The sequence below is a fragment of the Uliginosibacterium silvisoli genome, from assembly GCF_036017035.1.
Classification (GTDB): Bacteria; Pseudomonadota; Gammaproteobacteria; order Burkholderiales; family Rhodocyclaceae; genus Viridibacterium; species Viridibacterium silvisoli.
In genome coordinates, this window is record NZ_JAYXHS010000005.1 from 212,030 (window position 1) to 227,301 (window position 15,272).

Genomic DNA, 15,272 nt, shown 5'->3' on the forward strand with positions numbered 1-15,272 from the left:
CGAGGAGGCGCGTCCTCCATCCGCGACAAATGCTGTTCTGAAATGGAATTGGAATAAAAACGATGATGCGAAATCTCAATGCCCCTCGCATACTGCTCGTCGATGACGATGCAGACTTGCTACGCCTGTTGGCAATCCGCCTCAAGTCCAGCGGCTTCGAAGTCTTTCCCGCAGCCGGCGGCGAGCAGGCGCTGGCGATGCTCTCGATACAACGCCCCGACATCGTCGTCACCGATCTGCGCATGCCCGGCATCGACGGCATGGCGCTGTTCGACGGCGTGCGCCGCAGCCATCCCACCCTGCCCGTCATCGTGCTCACCGCACACGGCAGCATCCCCGACGCGGTCGAAGCGATGCAGCGCGGCGTCTTCGGTTACCTCACCAAGCCTTACGACGCAGCCGAACTCGTCGCGCAGATCCACCGCGCCATCGAACTCTCCGGCACCGCGTCGGCCAAGGACACGCCAGGTGGCGACAATGCCTGGCGTTCCGAATTCGTTACGCGCAGCCCGGTCATGGAGGACTTCCTGCAGCAGGCACGTCTCGTCGCCGGCAGCGAAGTCAGCGTCTTCATTCGCGGCCCCAGCGGCGCCGGCAAGGAGTTGCTGGCGCGCGCCATCCACAAGGCCAGCAGCCGTGCCAAGGGGCCTTTCGTCGGCATCAACTGCGGCGCCATTCCGGAGGCATTGCTGGAATCGGAGCTGTTCGGTCACGTCAAGGGCGCCTTCACCGGCGCCACCCGAGACCACGACGGCCTGTTCCAGTCGGCGCGCGGCGGCACCCTGTTCCTCGATGAGATCGGCGACATGCCACTGACATTGCAGGTCAAACTCTTGCGCGTACTCGAAGAGCGCGAAGTGCGCCCGGTCGGCGCAACGCGCAGCCTGCCGACCGATGTGCGCATGATCTCCGCCACCCATCGCAACATCGATGCGGCGCGCAGCGAAGGGCGTTTCCGCGACGACCTTTATTACCGCCTCAATGTGGTCTCGCTCAACGTGCCGGCGCTCGCCGAGCGACGCGAAGACATTCCGCTCCTCACCAACCACTTCCTGCAGCAGCTGGCCGAGCGCTACCAGCGCGGCCAGTTGTCGTTCGCCCCCGAGGCAATGGAAATGCTCGTCGCCGCGCCGTGGCCCGGCAATGTGCGCCAGCTGCTCAACGTCGTGGAACAAACCGTGGCGCTGTCGACCACATCCATCATTCCGACCTCACTCGTGCAGCGTGCCATCCACGAAGACAACCCCGCCATCGAAGCCTTCGAAGAAGCCCGCAGGCGCTTCGAACGCGAATACCTGGTGCGCTTGTTACGCCTCACCGAAGGCAACGTCAGCCAGGCCGCGCGCATCGCCAAGCGCAATCGCACCGAGTTCTACCGCCTGCTTTCGCGCCATCAACTCGAGCCAGGCATTTTCAAGAACGCGCCTTGAAGCCAGCCACAAAAAAAGCCCGCATCAGCGGGCTTTTTCATTCGGGCCTGGTGCAACTCACTGCACGCGCAGCTCGACGCGGCGCGCTTCACGCGCGTCGCCCGTGCCTAGCGTCTCTGCCGGCTTGCTGAGCTTGATACGCGAGTCTTCAATGCCTTGTGCTACCAGCCAGTCACGTACAGCCACGGCACGTTGCCTGGACACCTCGGCGTTGCGCGCTGCATCACCGGATGCGTCGTGGAAGCCGGATACGAGCGCAATGCGCTTGGGTTCGGCCTTGGCTGCGGCAACCACCTTTGCCAGTTCGGCAGCGGCGTCCGCCGAGATGTCGGCATTCCCCAGCTCGAAATAGACCTTGGCAAGCGCTTCACCCACGGCGGCAGGCGCTTCTTCCGCAGCGGTCGCTGCGGGCGCACCCGCGGGTGCCTTGCCGAGCGTTGCCCACGCGCCAAAGGTCACGACGGCGGCAACAATCACGGCGACGACCGCGCCCACGATGAAAAATGCACTCTTCTGATTCTCGTCCTGATCACTCATGGCTTGCTCCAGTGGGTATTTGAAATTCGGGTGACGAGAGTCTATCCGATCCACATTACGGGGTCATGCGAGCTGACAACACGCCGCTGCGACGACAATTCCGCAGATCCCACATCCGTCACGAGTTTTTACCTTCGTGCAGCGCACCATGGCTATTCTGATGGTATCGGCATAAACACTTGGTCTATAGTCAGCAATCCTGCAACGGAGACAGACCATGAGAAAAATACTCCGCTCACTGGTGATCCTCGCCGCCTGCCTGACCACGGCGGCCCCGGGCGTGCGCGCGGCCGAGGCAATGAAGTTCATCCATCCGCCGCCCGAGAACGAGGGCGATCAGCGCCACACCTATTATTGGGAGTTGCTGGACGCGGCCTTGCAGGCGAACAAGAGCAAGTACGGTGACTACCAGCTCGCCCCCTACGACAAGCCCATGAATTTCCTGCGCGCGGTGGCGGAGCTGGAAAGCGGTGACACCGGCCGGGTGAATGTCGTGGCGCGCGCGACCAATCTGGATCTGGAGCAGCGCCTGCGCCCCGTCCCGATCCCGCTGGACAAGGGCTTGCTGGGCTACCGCCTGTTCCTGATCATGCCGGAGATGCAGGCCAGGCTGGACAAGGTGCAGTCCCTCGACGACCTGCGCCAGTTCTCGATAGGCCAGGCCTCGCCGTGGACGGACGTGAAAATCCTGCAGGCTGCCAACATGAAACTGGTGATTGCAGACAACTACGAAGGCCTGTTCCACATGCTGGGCATTCGTCGTTACGACTTGTTCTCGCGCGGGGTCAACGAGATCTACAGCGAGTGGGAAGCTCACAAGAGCAGCGTGCGCGGGCTAACGATCGAAAAGAACCTGATCCTGCAGTACCCCATGCCGCGCTACTTTTTTGTGCCGCGCACGGAGGCCGGCGCCCGCATGGCCGAACGCATCGAGGATGGATTGCAGCGCCTCGCCAAGTCCGGGGAGTTCGAGCGTCGCTATCAAGCCTACAAGAAGCTGGTGCTGGCGGACGTGCATCTTGCGGGGCGACGTGTCTTTCGCCTGCCCAACGCTCAACTGTCGCCGCTTGCACCACTTCACGAGAAGTTCTGGTGGGACGATCTGGCGGCCGAGCTGGCTCCCAAGCGCTGAAGGACGCCGCGCCAGTCTCATTGCGCACCTGACGTGCCGTGCCCGTATCGGGTGCCCACTGTCTGCCTGCGGCGACACGGCAAAGGCGCCCCGCCGCTGCCTGCGCCCCGTTCAATGCCAGAAGCTGTCGCCATGCCACGACTGGCAGACATTTCCTGCCTCAGCCCAAGCCACTGTTTAGTAAAGAAAAGTCGATCTGGCACGGCATCTGCACTAGCGTGCCATGCACACACGAATCTGTTTCTTCCTGAGCCTCATCCTCGCCGCGTGCGGCGGGGGTGGCGGTGGCGGCTCGGCCTCCAACACGCAGTCCTCCGGCGCGACGAGTTCGACAGCGCCAGCCTCCTCGTCCTCTTCCGCAAGCAGCACGACAGCCAGCAACGTTACGGGATGCAGTACGCCGACGGGTCGCGTGCTGGAGGTCGGGCCGGGCAAAACCTATGCAACACCCAGCGCCGCCGCGACAGTTGCGCTTGACGGTGACACGGTGCGCATCGCCGCAGGCAATTACAACGGCGACGTGGCAACCTGGACACGCGCCAACCTGACCATCTGCGGTGTGGGCGGCCAGGCGCACGTTTATGCCAATGGCAATAGTGCGGGCGGTAAGGCGATCTGGGTTGCGGCCGGCAACAACATGGTGGTGGAAAACATCGTCTTCCACGACGCGGCAGTCGCAGACCAGAACGGCGCCGGCATCCGCATCGAACCGAACGTGAACATCACGATTCGTGGCTGCGGTTTTCTCGATAGTGAGAACGGCATTCTCGGCGGCAGCGGCACGAGCAACATCGTGATCGAACGCAGTGAGTTTGCACGCAACGGCCGTGGTGACGGCTACACCCACGGTCTCTATATCGGTACGGCAAACAGCCTGACCGTGCGGCAGAGCTTCTTCCACTCGACGAGAATCGGCCACAACCTGAAGAGCCGTGCGAAGAGCAACCGCATCGAGAACAGCTACTTCATGGACGGTAACAGCGGCACGGCCAGCTACCAGGTCGAGTTCCCGAACGGTGGTGAGGTGTTCTTGCGCGGCAACCTGATCCAGAAAGGGCCGAATGCCGACAATGGCGTGTCGGTCTCGTTCGGTGCGGAAGGCATCAGCACGTGGCCGACAAACACCATGGAGCTACGCCACAACACCCTGGTCAGCACGCTGAACGGAGGCGTCTCCCTGTACGCCGCCCCCGGCATCCAGTCACTCACACTCGTCGCCAACCTCTTCGCCGGCAATGCCGGCCTGTTGGCCGGGCTCGCAACGAACAGCGGCGTGTTCACGCAGCAATCGAGCGTCACGACCGCCGCCAGCAACCTGCCCGGCGCGACCAGCATCAACGCGCCGAACTTCTGGCCCGCTGCAGGTGTCCTTGGCAGTCTCGCGCTGGCGGGTGTGCCCGATGCGCAATATCTGCAGGACTCGCCGACGCCGCTGACATCGCGCGCCATCAACGGCAGCACGCGCCTCGTCGGTGCACTGCAGGCCGCGCCTTGAATCCCCGAATCCATGTGTGACACGCACACCCGCCCCACGCACAAGACACAAGGAGAGTCCGATGTCGAAACACAAGACCCGACGCGCAACAGCGCGTGGCTTCAACCAGAAACGCGCGGTACGCAATTTCATGGTGGTGTCTGCGCTCTACATGACCATGCCGCCGCTGGAGGCCGCGCGCCCGGTAGCGCTACAGGGCATTTCCTTCAGCCAGCTGGACTTGAACCGCAACGGTTTCATCGAGCGCCAGGAGGCCTCACGCCCGCAGTTTGCTGAGCTGCTGCGCTCAGCCGATCTGGACAAGGACGGGCGTCTGTCCGAGGAAGAGTTCAAGGCCGCGCAGGGCGCAGAGCGGACCGTGAAGGTGAAGCGGAGCAAGTAGTCTTGAAGGCGGATCCTGAGCCCGGCTGCGGCATCGCGCAGCTAGCGAACCGAACCATGCCCGCTACGAAGCACGCGGCGGTCGAGCACCGTTCCCTCACGAGGGCATGGCCCATTCCGCAACGAACTCAGCGCAGCAATTGCGCCAACGGCTTGAGCTCCGGCGTTTCGCGAATGCCATCGGCCACCATGCCGGCCACGACCTGTGCGCCCTTCTCCTGGAAGTGTGTCGTATCAGGCTTCTCGAAGGTGCCGCTGGCCTGCGTGGCGTAGTACGGGTACTTCAGCTTGTCAGCAACAGCCAGCCAATAGTCTTTCCAGTCGGCCTGATGCGCGTTGGCAAAGGCAATCGTTTTGGCTTCGAGGTCGATCAGGGGCACCTGATCGACACGCGCCGTGTCCTTCACCGTCTGGCTGTAGTTGCCTGTGAAAGCGAAACCGTTGCCGGTTTGCGGCGAGATGTAGTGATTCGCAACGACCGGAAAACCTTCCTTGCGAGCCTCATTCCAGACCTTCGTGCTCGGTGTCAGCATCACGGGCGTAGCGCCTGCGGCGCGCGCCTCGGTCACGTAGCGCTGCAGTGATTTCTGGAAAGACATTTCCGGATGGCCTGCGGGAAACTGTGGCTTGCCGTTGATGTCGTTCGGGTAGGTACACAGCCCGGCTACATCCGCAGGTCCGCGGTCCTTTTTCAGTGACTCGCAGCTCTGGTCATTGATGCCATGGTTGATGAGTACATAGTCACCCTTCTGCATGAAACGCGACATCTGCTGGTACCAGCCGCCGTTGTAGAAATCCTTTGAGCTGCGACCGGCACGCGCGGCATTGAGCACCTTTACGCCACTGCCAGGCTTGAACTGCTCTTCGAACACCTGGCCCCAGCCCTTGCGCGGAAGACGTTCCAGCTCGTAAGTCGCGGCCGTCGAATCGCCGATGATGAGAATACGCACCTTCGCGTTGCGGATCTCGCTCAGCTCCTTCTGTGCGCGCTTGAAATCCAGCGGCTCATACGGCCCACTGCCGACCAGCCCAACGATGGGGCGGAAGCTGATATCGGTGAGCACCGTGTACGACGACTCGCTGGTCGGGTTGTCGTAGTTGCGGTTGTGGTTGATCACGTCGAGCACGGCATCGACGCCCGTGTGGTCGGCCTTCATCGGCGCTGTGACGGGGTCGAAACTGTCAGCGTCGGCTACGCCTGCCTCCTTCAGCGCCGACTTGAAGCCCGCCCGCATGGTGCGCGTCGCAACTGCGATCTGCTCCACTGTCGCACCGGCGCTCTTGCCGGAATCGACGAACTGTTGCGGACCGATGAACTTGAGATTCACGGCAACATCCGACGCGATGCGATCAGTCAGTGGATTGACGTTGGCGATGTTGTTGCCAGCATGCACTGCGGGCAACAACGCCGCCATGCAGCGCGCACGCAAGGTGGCGTTGTAGCGGCAGTTCGTGTTCGGCCCGGCTTCGATGGCAGAAACGAGCAAGGGCGCCGACATGCCATCGACATCCACGCTATAGGCGCCCTGCGCATTCGCCTTCGTGCTGCGCGTGAGGCCCTGCGTGTCGACCACGGTCACGCTCGCGCCGGGCAGCGGGCCACCGATTGCAACGACGCCTTGCAGGGTTGTCGTGGATGTACCAAGACTGGAGCAAGCCGCCAGCAATACGACTGCGTTAAGGCTCGCAAGGGCAAGCGCTTTTCGAAGTTGAATCATCGTTTCTCCGTTATTTGATATTGGGCCGCAAAACTCGCAAGAAAGCGGAGCGAGCGCGTTGCTGGCAAGGCGGCACGCGCAGAGCAGTGCTCATGCACGGCGAGCGGGCCAACGCAGTCAGCGACATGCGCAGCCCGTTTTATTGCGGGTTTTTGAGCATTGCGGCGAGCCTGCTCAATTCAGGCGTCTCCCGAATCCCCTGCGCCACCATCTCGGCCACCGCGCGCGCGCCCTTCTCCTGGAAGTGCGTGGTGTCCGGCTTGTCCCAGGTGCCAGATGTCTGCGTGGCGTACCACGAATACTCGGCAGGCTTCACGGCCAGCCAGTAGTCCTTCCAGTCCGCCTGATGCGCGTTGGCGAAGCTGATGGTCTTTGCCTCGATATCGATAAGCGGCACGGTGTTGGCGCTCGCCGTGTCCTTGATCGTCTGGATGTAGTCACCGATGAAAGCAAATCCCTGCGTGTCGTTTTGTGTCGTGAAGTGATTCGGCACGACCGGGAAGAGGCCATCCTTGCGATCCTTGTTCCAGACGCGGGAAGTCGGGGTCATGAGCACTGGAATGGCACCCTTGGCACGCGCCAGTGTGATGAAGCGCTCGAGCGACTTCTGGAATGACATGTCCGGCCTGCCTGCCGGATATTGCGGTTTGCCGCTGGCATCGTTGGGATAGCTGCACAGGTTGGCGACATCTGCCGCGCCTCTATCCTTCTTGGTCGCGTCACAACTCTGGTCGTTGTGACCGTGATGGATCATCACGTAGTCGCCAGGCCGCAGATAGGCCGCCATCTGCTCGTAGTAGCCCTGGTTGTAGAAAGCGCGCGAGCTGCGGCCCGACTTGGCGTTGTTCACTACCTTCACCTTTGCGCCGGGCTTGAACAGTGCTTCGAAAACCTGCCCCCAGCCCATACGTGGCAAGCGCCCCAGCTCATACGTGCTCGCGGTTGAGTCGCCAACGATGAGGATGCGCGTGTAGGCAGGGTCGATCAGCTGAGTCTTGGCCGCTCTGGCGCGCGCGAAATTGAGCAGTTCGAGCGGGCTCTGCGCGTCCAGCTTGCCGACGAAGTAATAGTCCGCATCCAGCAAGGCCGTGCCGCCCGGTACGCCGCTGTTGTTGTCGTACCCACGGCTGGGCACGAGCACATCCAGCACGGCATCGACGCCGGTGCGATCGGCCTTCATGGGCGTGCTGACCGGGTCAAACTGCTCCGCGTCGACAACCCCCGCATCCTTCAGCGCCTGCAGGATGGCTGGCCGCAATGCAGCGGTCTGTACGCGGATGCTCTCGGCCGTCACACCGCTGCTACGGCCACTATCGATGAGCCCTTGCGGCCCTTTGAACTTGAGCCCCTGGGCGACGCCGGAGACGACCCTGTCAGTCAGTGCGTTGATGTTGGCCGTCGTACCCTCCGGCCCAAGCTGTGCAACCAGGGCGCCGAAGCATTTGGCCCAGGGCTTCGCGCTATCGTCGCAATTGGCGTTGCCCGGCTCAACTGCAGACAACAGTAGCGGCGCAGTCAGCCCCGCAGCATCCAGCACATAGGAGCCCTGTGCGTCAGCCGTGGTGCTGCGCTTCACGCCATTCGCGTCTGCCACGGTCACGACGGCATGCGACAGCGGCCCCCCTACCGACACCACGCCACTCAGGCGCGTGCCGGCACTCACGCCCGGCGTACTACAACCGATCACGCATGCTGCTGCGCCCACCCCTGCCACCACTCCCCGCCAGTTCACTGCACCCACGAGCACTCCTTTTCCAGTCCGGCATCCTGCTTTTCAGCGTTCGCGGATCATGGCGGAGCACCTGCAGCGCTTCTTGACGTTGATTGCGGTTTTCGTCGCCGCCAGCGTTGGGCAACGGCGACAGGCCGAAGCCCCGTGACGACAGGGCTTTCGCACAGCTCTGCCATGTCGCCTGTCGTCATTAGCCAACAGACAATATTCAATGAAAATTTCAATCCATTGAATTTCAAAAGAATTTTTCCAGGAACGGGCCGTGCGAACAGGAAAGTGGAACGCCATCCGATACATCCGGATATTCCGACAAGCAAACCTTCAAGGAGAAGTCGCATGAAAAACATGAGCCAAACCCTGTTGTCCCACGCCTGCATCGGCGCATCCGCTCTGCTGCTATCCATCGGCGCCGCCCAGGCGGCTGATCCGGCGCGGAGCTCGTCACCAAGCTTCGGCGCGCTGGACGTTAACCGCGACGGCTATATCGACGTCAAGGAGGCCAGTCCATCGCTGGAAGTCACGGGCTGGCTGTCTTCCGCAGACAAGGACAAGGACGGCCGCCTTTCGGCAGCTGAATTCTCTGCCGCGCAAGCCGCTCTGGGCATAGAACAGAAGTAGCCCTCGGCATGCCCGCCGTCGCCCGCCATGGCGGGCACGTGTGGACCTCGCAATGCGGCAGCGGTCGCCCCGCATATCGGCCGCCGCCGCGTTCCCGTACAATTGCGGCCGATGGAAACAGCAGCACCAACCCTCCTCTCCGCCTGGCCGCGTTACCGCCCCGATCTCAAGCCCGCTCCCTTCCTGCCCATGTCGCGCGCAGAGATGGACGCTCTTGGCTGGGACACGTGCGACATCATCGTCGTCACGGGTGACGCGTATCTCGATCACCCCAGCTTCGGCATGGCGCTGATCGGCCGCATGCTGGAGGCACAAGGATTCCGCGTCGGCATCATCAGCCAGCCGGACTGGCATTCGGCAGAAGCCTTCCGCGCGCTCGGCAAACCGAACCTGTATTTCGGCATCACCGCCGGCAATATGGATTCGATGATCAACCGCTACACGGCCGACAAGAAGCCGCGTTCGGATGACGCCTACACCGCACACGCTGCGCCGGCCAAGCGCCCGGACCGCGCCGTCACCGTCTACGCCCAGCGCGCGCGCGAAGCCTATCCGGATGCCAATATCATCATCGGCAGCATCGAGGCCAGCCTGCGCCGCATCGCGCACTACGATCACTGGAGCGAGAAGGTGCGCCGCTCCGTACTGCCCGATTCGAAGGCCGACCTGCTGATCTTCGGCAATGCCGAGCGTGCGGTCGTCGAACTCGCACACCGCCTCGCTGCAGGCGAGCCCATCGAAAGCATCCGCGACATGCGCGGCACGGCTTTCATGGTCAAGCGCGACTGGAAGCCGGCGGAAGACTGGATCGAGATCGACTCGCTCTCGCTCGACCGCCCCGGCCGCATCGATCCGCATCCCGATCCTTACGCGATGGAGCCGCAGCAGGCTGCGACGACGCCGAATGCGGATGGCTCGGCCCCGGTCCAGATCGTGCCTGCTGCCGCGCGCGTCGCTTCACGCAAGGCATTGCGCGCGAAGACCGTCGTGCGCCTGCAGCCCTATGAAGTCATCAAGGACGACAAGGTGCTCTACGCGCACAACTCGCGCGTGTTCCATCTAGAGTCCAACCCCGGCAATGCGCGCGCACTCGTGCAAGGGCACGGCGATCGCGACGTATGGCTCAACCCGCCACCGATCCCGCTCAGCACGCCGGAGATGGACTACGTTTTCGACGCGCCTTTCGCGCGCGCACCGCACCCGAGCTACGGAGATGCGCACATCCCCGCGTGGGAGATGATCCGCTTCTCGATCAACATCATGCGTGGCTGCTTTGGTGGCTGTACTTTCTGTTCGATCACCGAGCACGAAGGCCGCATCATCCAGAGCCGTTCGGAAGGCTCTATCCTGCGCGAGATCGAAGAGATCCGCGACAAGATCCCGGAATTCAAGGGGCATATCTCCGACCTCGGCGGGCCGACGGCCAACATGTACCGCATGGCCTGCAAGAGCAAGACCATCGAGGAGTCCTGCCGTCGCCTGTCCTGCGTCTATCCCGGCATTTGCGAGAACCTCAACACCGATCACTCGGCGCTGATCCAGCTCTACCGCAAGGCGCGCGCAATTCCGGGCGTCAAGAAGATCACCATCGGCTCGGGCCTGCGCTACGACCTCGCCGTGCGCTCACCGGATTACGTGAAGGAACTCGTCACGCATCACGTCAGCGGCCTGCTGAAGATCGCGCCGGAGCACACGGAAGAAGGTCCGCTGTCGAAGATGATGAAGCCCGGCATCGGCAGCTACGACCGCTTCAAGCAGCTCTTCGACAAGTACTCGAAGGAAGCAGGCAAGAAGCAGTTCCTCGTGCCCTACTTCATCGCCGCGCACCCGGGCACGACCGACGAGGACATGCTCAACCTCGCCCTGTGGCTGAAGAAGAACGACTTCCGCCCGGACCAGGTGCAGACCTTCACGCCAACACCGCTCGCCATGGCGACGACCATGTACTACACGCGCAAGAATCCGCTGCGCAAGGTCACGGAAGATTCGGAAGAAGTCGTCACGGCACGCAGCGGCGTGCAACGCAAATTGCATAAAGCGCTACTGCGTTATCACGATCCGGCGGGTCACGACATCATCCGCGAACACCTGCGCAACATCGGCCGCACCGACCTGATCGGCAATAGTCCGCAACACCTGATCCCGCGCGAACCGCCGGCGCATCTGCAGCGCCGTGGTGCTGCGCCGGGCAACGACTTCGTACATGCCATCAAGTCGGGGCAGCCAAGAACCAGGCCGAGCGCGCCTCAGCGACCAACCACCGCGCGACCGGCCTCACGCCCTGCACCGCAAGGCAAGCCGCGTGGCAAACGCTGAAGACACATTGCGCGAAGCTACAACAGTTGCCCGCGTTCTGGGTTAAGGTAGTCGCTTTCGCTTCAACCAGTTTCGCAACATGAATTCGATCTGCGTGTTTTGCGGCGCATCGGCCGGTGACAACCCGGTCTATCGGGCCGCAGCCACCGAGATGGGCAGCTTGCTCGGCAAGTCGGGCCTTGAACTGGTGTGGGGCGGAGGTCACGTCGGGTTGATGGGCGTCGTCGCAGATGCCGCAGTCTCTGCAAGTGGTCACGTGTGGGGCGTCATTCCCGCCTTCATGGAAGCGCGCGAGCTTGCCTATCGCATCGATCCCGCAGCACCCGGCAGCGCGGAACTCCTCTCCGTAGACAGCATGCACACGCGCAAAGCTGCCATGGCCGCACGCGCCGACGCCTTCGTCGCCATGCCGGGCGGCTTCGGAACGATGGACGAGCTTTTCGAGATCCTGACCTGGGCGCAGCTCGGCTTGCATGACAAGCCTGTCGGTTTGCTCAATACCCAGGGCTTCTTCAATCCCCTCATTGCAATGGTCGAGCACATGCGCGCCGAGGGCTTCGTCAAAGCACAGCACGCAGATCTCATCCATATCGCGGACACGCCGCAAGCGCTGCTCGCAAGCCTGCGAACAGCATTCGATGCACGCTCAAAGGCCCCCGATGCTTGAGCTGCTACAACGCGCTGAACTGACACTGCCGCTGTTCGTCCTGATCGCCATCGGCTATCTGCTGATGCGCTGTTTCAAGTGGCCGCAAGAAGTCTCCGATGCGCTGACGCGCTTCGTGTTCTCCGTCGCGCTACCCGCCCTGCTGTTCAGCATGATGAGCGATCTGTCGCAACTCCCTCCGGTGGACATGCGCCTGCTGATCGCGTTCTTTGGTAGCTGTCTCGTGGTTTTTGCACTCGGCCGCCTGCTGGCCGCGCGCCTGTTCCATCTCGATGGGGTCTCGGGCTCCGTATTTGCACTCGGCGGCGTGTTCTCGAACAACGCCATGCTGGGCATCCCGATGGCCAAAGCGCTACTCGGGCCAGCTGCTTTACCTTCCGTGGCGCTGGTACTGGTTTTCAACGCACTGATCCTGTGGACCCTGGTTACGATTTCCGTGGAGTGGGCGCGTCACGGCAGCCTGTCGCTGGAGGGCTTCACCAAGACAGCGTGGAGTGTCATCACCAATCCCCTCGTTGCGGCCATCGTCGCCGGCACGATCGTCGGTTTGACCGGCGTACATCTGCCGACCACGATCACCGCGCCGCTGACCATGATCAGTCAGGCTGCGGCCCCCATGTCGCTGATTGCCCTGGGTATGGGGCTCGCCGAGTTCGGCATTCGCGCCGGATGGCAGCAAAGCGTAGCAATCTGTGTCCTGAAGCTGGTCATGCAGCCTCTGGTGATCTGGCTGATTGCACGGGCTCTGGGCTTGCCACTTCTCGAAACCCAGGTCGTCGTCCTGCTGGGCTCGATCGCCGTGGGCGCCAATGTCTACCTCATGTCGCGCCATTTCCGCACGATGGAAGGCCCGATCGCAGCGAGCCTGGTGCTGTCGACGGTACTCTCCGCCATCAGCACACCGGTGGCGCTGACGCTGATATCGCTATCGGCGCCATAGCTTCCCTCGCGGATTGAATTTGGATAGGATGCCCCCACCCTAGGCCGTACTGCGCAAGCGAATGCGTCCATTTCAACCCCGACGCAACCTTGCCTCCTGCATCGAACGGCCCTTAATTGCGAGGAATCATGAGCGAAAACATCCTTCACGTTACTGACAGCGGCTTCGACCAGTCGGTACTCCAGTCCCCAACTCCCGTTCTGCTCGACTACTGGGCTGAATGGTGCGGTCCCTGCAAGTCGATCGCCCCCATCCTCGACGAGATCGCCAAGGAATACGCTGGCAAGCTGGTCGTCGCCAAGCTGAACATCGACGAAAACTCCGACACGCCAGCCAAGTTTGGCGTGCGTGGCATCCCGACCTTGATGCTGTTCAAGGACGGCAATGTCGTCGCCACCAAGGTCGGCGCACAAGCCAAGTCGCAGCTCTCCGCCTTCATCGACAGCAACCTGTGATGAAGACAGCTTCGCGCCAGTCACAAACTGGCGCGAAGCATTGACAGGACGGGGTTCTCGCGTTTAGAGTCCCATTCAGTCCATCGGCTCCTGCACTCTTCCGCTCCAGCGGCGCAGATACCGGCCCAAAGGCCCAGGTTAGAGCCCAAGCCCGAACACTCGTTAGTAGCCGGGCACGCAAAAAATCCAATAATTCCAATTCAAGTTTCCACCGGGCTTGCGCCCTTCCTCCGTTCCCAAGTCTCTTCGTCCCTCAGGGTCCTCCATGCACCTCTCAGAGCTTAAAGCGCTTCACGTCAGTGAATTGCTTGAAATGGCAATCAGCAACGACATCGAAGGCGCGCAGCGACTGCGCAAACAGGAACTGGTTTTCGCGCTGCTGAAGAATCAGGCGAAAAAGGGCGAGCCGATTTACGGCGATGGCGCACTGGAGGTTCTGCCGGATGGTTTCGGTTTCCTGCGCTCTCCCGACATTTCGTACCTGGCCGGCACCGACGACATCTACGTATCGCCCTCGCAGATCCGCCGCTTCAACCTGCACACCGGCGACACCATCGAAGGCGAGATCCGCACCCCGAAGGATGGCGAGCGCTACTTCGCGCTGGTCAAGGTCGACAAGATCAATTTCGAGCCGCCAGAGAACTCCAAGCACAAGATCCTGTTTGAAAATCTGACGCCGCTGCATCCGGACAAAGTCCTGAAGCTCGAGCGCGACATGCGCGGCGAAGAGAACACCACCTCGCGCGTGATCGACATGATCGCGCCGATCGGCAAAGGCCAGCGCGGCCTGCTGGTGGCTTCGCCGAAGTCCGGCAAGACCATCATGCTTCAGCACATCGCCCACGCGATCACTGCAAACCATCCGGAAGTCGTACTCATCGTCATGTTGATCGACGAGCGCCCGGAAGAAGTGACCGAAATGCAACGTTCGGTGAAGGGCGAAGTGGTTGCTTCGACTTTCGACGAACCGGCAACACGTCACGTGCAGGTCGCCGAAATGGTGATCGAGAAGGCCAAGCGCCTGGTCGAGCACAAGAAAGACGTCGTCATCCTGCTCGACTCCCTCACCCGCCTCGCCCGCGCCTACAACACCGTCGTGCCCGCCTCCGGCAAGGTGCTGACCGGTGGTGTCGACGCCAACGCCCTGCAGAAGCCCAAGCGCTTCTTCGGCGCCGCCCGCAACATCGAAGAAGGCGGCTCGCTGACCATCATCGCTACCGCGCTGATCGACACCGGCTCGCGCATGGACGATGTGATCTACGAAGAATTCAAGGGCACTGGCAATATGGAAATCCATCTGGATCGCCGTATGGCCGAGAAGCGCATCTACCCTGCCATCAACGTCAATCGTTCCGGCACGCGCCGCGAAGAGCTACTGCTCGAACCGGCCGCGATGCAGAAGATCTGGATCCTGCGCAAGCTGCTCTACAACATGGACGAACTCGACGCGATGGACTTCCTGCTCGACAAGGTCAAGCAAACGAAGACCAACTCCGAGTTCTTCGAGGCAATGCGCAGGGGTTGAACCCGCAACAAACGGCCGCACTTGAGTAAACGCAGGCTTCCTGCCATACTCGCGGTCTTTGATTTTCAGGGCGGTTACACCTTCCGCCCGCTTTTAAGGAAAAAACATGAAAGCCGATACCCATCCGAATTTCGTCGAAGTGCAGGTCACCTGCAGCTGCGGCAACACCTTCAAGACCAGCTCCACGCTGGGCAAGCCGAACTACCACATCGAAGTCTGCTCGGAATGCCACCCGTTCTGGACCGGCAAGCAGAAGGTCATGGACACCGCAGGTCGTATCGAGCGCTTCCGTAACAAGTACGGTTCGAAGAGCGCCTGATTTTCCT

At 61.9% G+C, this 15,272-nt stretch carries 14 protein-coding genes; 11 read left to right on the plus strand and 3 right to left on the minus strand.

Annotated features, from left to right (window positions below; all coding sequences use genetic code 11):
* Nucleotides 1-62: 62 nt before the first annotated feature.
* Entirely contained in the window at nucleotides 63-1,430 is a 1,368-nt protein-coding gene (locus VVD49_RS21520) for a sigma 54-interacting transcriptional regulator (RefSeq protein WP_327601299.1), read from the plus strand.
* A gap of 57 nt (nucleotides 1,431-1,487) precedes the next feature.
* Here VVD49_RS21520 and VVD49_RS21525 read toward each other — a convergent pair whose 3' ends face one another.
* On the minus strand, nucleotides 1,488-1,967 hold the full coding sequence (locus VVD49_RS21525; protein ID WP_327601300.1) for an OmpA family protein: 480 nt from the start codon (nucleotides 1,965-1,967) through the stop codon (nucleotides 1,488-1,490).
* 217 nt (nucleotides 1,968-2,184) lie between these two features.
* On the opposite strand from VVD49_RS21525, the gene VVD49_RS21530 reads away from it, so the two are divergent.
* From VVD49_RS21530 to VVD49_RS21540, 3 genes are all read left to right on the plus strand, one after another.
* Nucleotides 2,185-3,099, plus strand: coding sequence for a hypothetical protein (locus VVD49_RS21530; protein ID WP_327601301.1), 915 nt, complete (start codon nucleotides 2,185-2,187; stop codon nucleotides 3,097-3,099).
* Between the two features lie 223 nt (nucleotides 3,100-3,322).
* Complete coding sequence (locus tag VVD49_RS21535) at nucleotides 3,323-4,594, plus strand: right-handed parallel beta-helix repeat-containing protein (protein WP_327601302.1); 1,272 nt, start codon at nucleotides 3,323-3,325, stop codon at nucleotides 4,592-4,594.
* Between the two features lie 61 nt (nucleotides 4,595-4,655).
* Nucleotides 4,656-4,976, plus strand: a complete 321-nt coding sequence (locus VVD49_RS21540) for an EF-hand domain-containing protein (protein WP_327601303.1) — start codon at nucleotides 4,656-4,658, stop codon at nucleotides 4,974-4,976.
* Between the two features lie 127 nt (nucleotides 4,977-5,103).
* Here VVD49_RS21540 and VVD49_RS21545 read toward each other — a convergent pair whose 3' ends face one another.
* Together VVD49_RS21545 and VVD49_RS21550 are read right to left on the minus strand one after the other, a co-directional pair.
* Nucleotides 5,104-6,693: a GDSL-type esterase/lipase family protein gene (locus VVD49_RS21545; protein ID WP_327601304.1), complete on the minus strand. Its 1,590-nt coding sequence runs from the start codon at nucleotides 6,691-6,693 to the stop codon at nucleotides 5,104-5,106.
* Between the two features lie 139 nt (nucleotides 6,694-6,832).
* On the minus strand, nucleotides 6,833-8,434 hold the full coding sequence (locus VVD49_RS21550; protein ID WP_327601305.1) for a GDSL-type esterase/lipase family protein: 1,602 nt from the start codon (nucleotides 8,432-8,434) through the stop codon (nucleotides 6,833-6,835).
* Between the two features lie 327 nt (nucleotides 8,435-8,761).
* Between VVD49_RS21550 and VVD49_RS21555 the strand changes: the two genes are divergently transcribed.
* From VVD49_RS21555 to rpmE, 7 genes are all read left to right on the plus strand, one after another.
* On the plus strand, nucleotides 8,762-9,043 hold the full coding sequence (locus tag VVD49_RS21555; protein WP_327601306.1) for an EF-hand domain-containing protein: 282 nt from the start codon (nucleotides 8,762-8,764) through the stop codon (nucleotides 9,041-9,043).
* Between the two features lie 189 nt (nucleotides 9,044-9,232).
* Complete coding sequence (locus VVD49_RS21560) at nucleotides 9,233-11,359, plus strand: YgiQ family radical SAM protein (protein ID WP_327601343.1); 2,127 nt, start codon at nucleotides 9,233-9,235, stop codon at nucleotides 11,357-11,359.
* Nucleotides 11,360-11,438: 79 nt separating this feature from the next.
* A complete protein-coding gene (locus tag VVD49_RS21565; protein ID WP_327601307.1) occupies nucleotides 11,439-12,026 on the plus strand; it encodes an LOG family protein in 588 nt (195 codons plus the stop codon).
* On the plus strand, nucleotides 12,019-12,966 hold the full coding sequence (locus VVD49_RS21570) for an AEC family transporter (RefSeq protein WP_327601308.1): 948 nt from the start codon (nucleotides 12,019-12,021) through the stop codon (nucleotides 12,964-12,966). Before VVD49_RS21565 ends, VVD49_RS21570 begins: the two co-directional genes overlap by 8 nt.
* Nucleotides 12,967-13,094: 128 nt before the next feature.
* Nucleotides 13,095-13,421 (plus strand): thioredoxin TrxA, encoded by a 327-nt coding sequence (trxA, locus tag VVD49_RS21575; RefSeq protein ID WP_327601309.1) that lies wholly within the window; start codon nucleotides 13,095-13,097, stop codon nucleotides 13,419-13,421.
* 265 nt (nucleotides 13,422-13,686) lie between these two features.
* A complete protein-coding gene (rho, locus tag VVD49_RS21580) occupies nucleotides 13,687-14,946 on the plus strand; it encodes a transcription termination factor Rho (RefSeq protein ID WP_327601310.1) in 1,260 nt (419 codons plus the stop codon).
* A 106-nt stretch (nucleotides 14,947-15,052) separates the two neighbouring features.
* On the plus strand, nucleotides 15,053-15,265 hold the full coding sequence (rpmE, locus tag VVD49_RS21585) for a 50S ribosomal protein L31 (protein ID WP_327601311.1): 213 nt from the start codon (nucleotides 15,053-15,055) through the stop codon (nucleotides 15,263-15,265).
* Nucleotides 15,266-15,272: the final 7 nt, after the last annotated feature.

Excerpts from the sequence above, each read along its gene's own strand:
- VVD49_RS21520 (WP_327601299.1), top strand. The coding sequence starts at position 63 with ATGATGCGAAATCTCAATGCCCCTCGCATACTGCTCGTCGATGACGAT.
- VVD49_RS21525 (WP_327601300.1), bottom strand. The coding sequence starts at position 1,967 with ATGAGTGATCAGGACGAGAATCAGAAGAGTGCATTTTTCATCGTGGGC.
- VVD49_RS21530 (WP_327601301.1), top strand. The coding sequence starts at position 2,185 with ATGAGAAAAATACTCCGCTCACTGGTGATCCTCGCCGCCTGCCTGACC.
- VVD49_RS21535 (WP_327601302.1), top strand. The coding sequence starts at position 3,323 with ATGCACACACGAATCTGTTTCTTCCTGAGCCTCATCCTCGCCGCGTGC.
- VVD49_RS21540 (WP_327601303.1), top strand. The coding sequence starts at position 4,656 with ATGTCGAAACACAAGACCCGACGCGCAACAGCGCGTGGCTTCAACCAG.
- VVD49_RS21545 (WP_327601304.1), bottom strand. The coding sequence starts at position 6,693 with ATGATTCAACTTCGAAAAGCGCTTGCCCTTGCGAGCCTTAACGCAGTC.
- VVD49_RS21555 (WP_327601306.1), top strand. The coding sequence starts at position 8,762 with ATGAAAAACATGAGCCAAACCCTGTTGTCCCACGCCTGCATCGGCGCA.
- VVD49_RS21560 (WP_327601343.1), top strand. The coding sequence starts at position 9,233 with ATGTCGCGCGCAGAGATGGACGCTCTTGGCTGGGACACGTGCGACATC.
- VVD49_RS21565 (WP_327601307.1), top strand. The coding sequence starts at position 11,439 with ATGAATTCGATCTGCGTGTTTTGCGGCGCATCGGCCGGTGACAACCCG.
- VVD49_RS21570 (WP_327601308.1), top strand. The coding sequence starts at position 12,019 with ATGCTTGAGCTGCTACAACGCGCTGAACTGACACTGCCGCTGTTCGTC.
- trxA (WP_327601309.1), top strand. The coding sequence starts at position 13,095 with ATGAGCGAAAACATCCTTCACGTTACTGACAGCGGCTTCGACCAGTCG.
- rho (WP_327601310.1), top strand. The coding sequence starts at position 13,687 with ATGCACCTCTCAGAGCTTAAAGCGCTTCACGTCAGTGAATTGCTTGAA.
- rpmE (WP_327601311.1), top strand. The coding sequence starts at position 15,053 with ATGAAAGCCGATACCCATCCGAATTTCGTCGAAGTGCAGGTCACCTGC.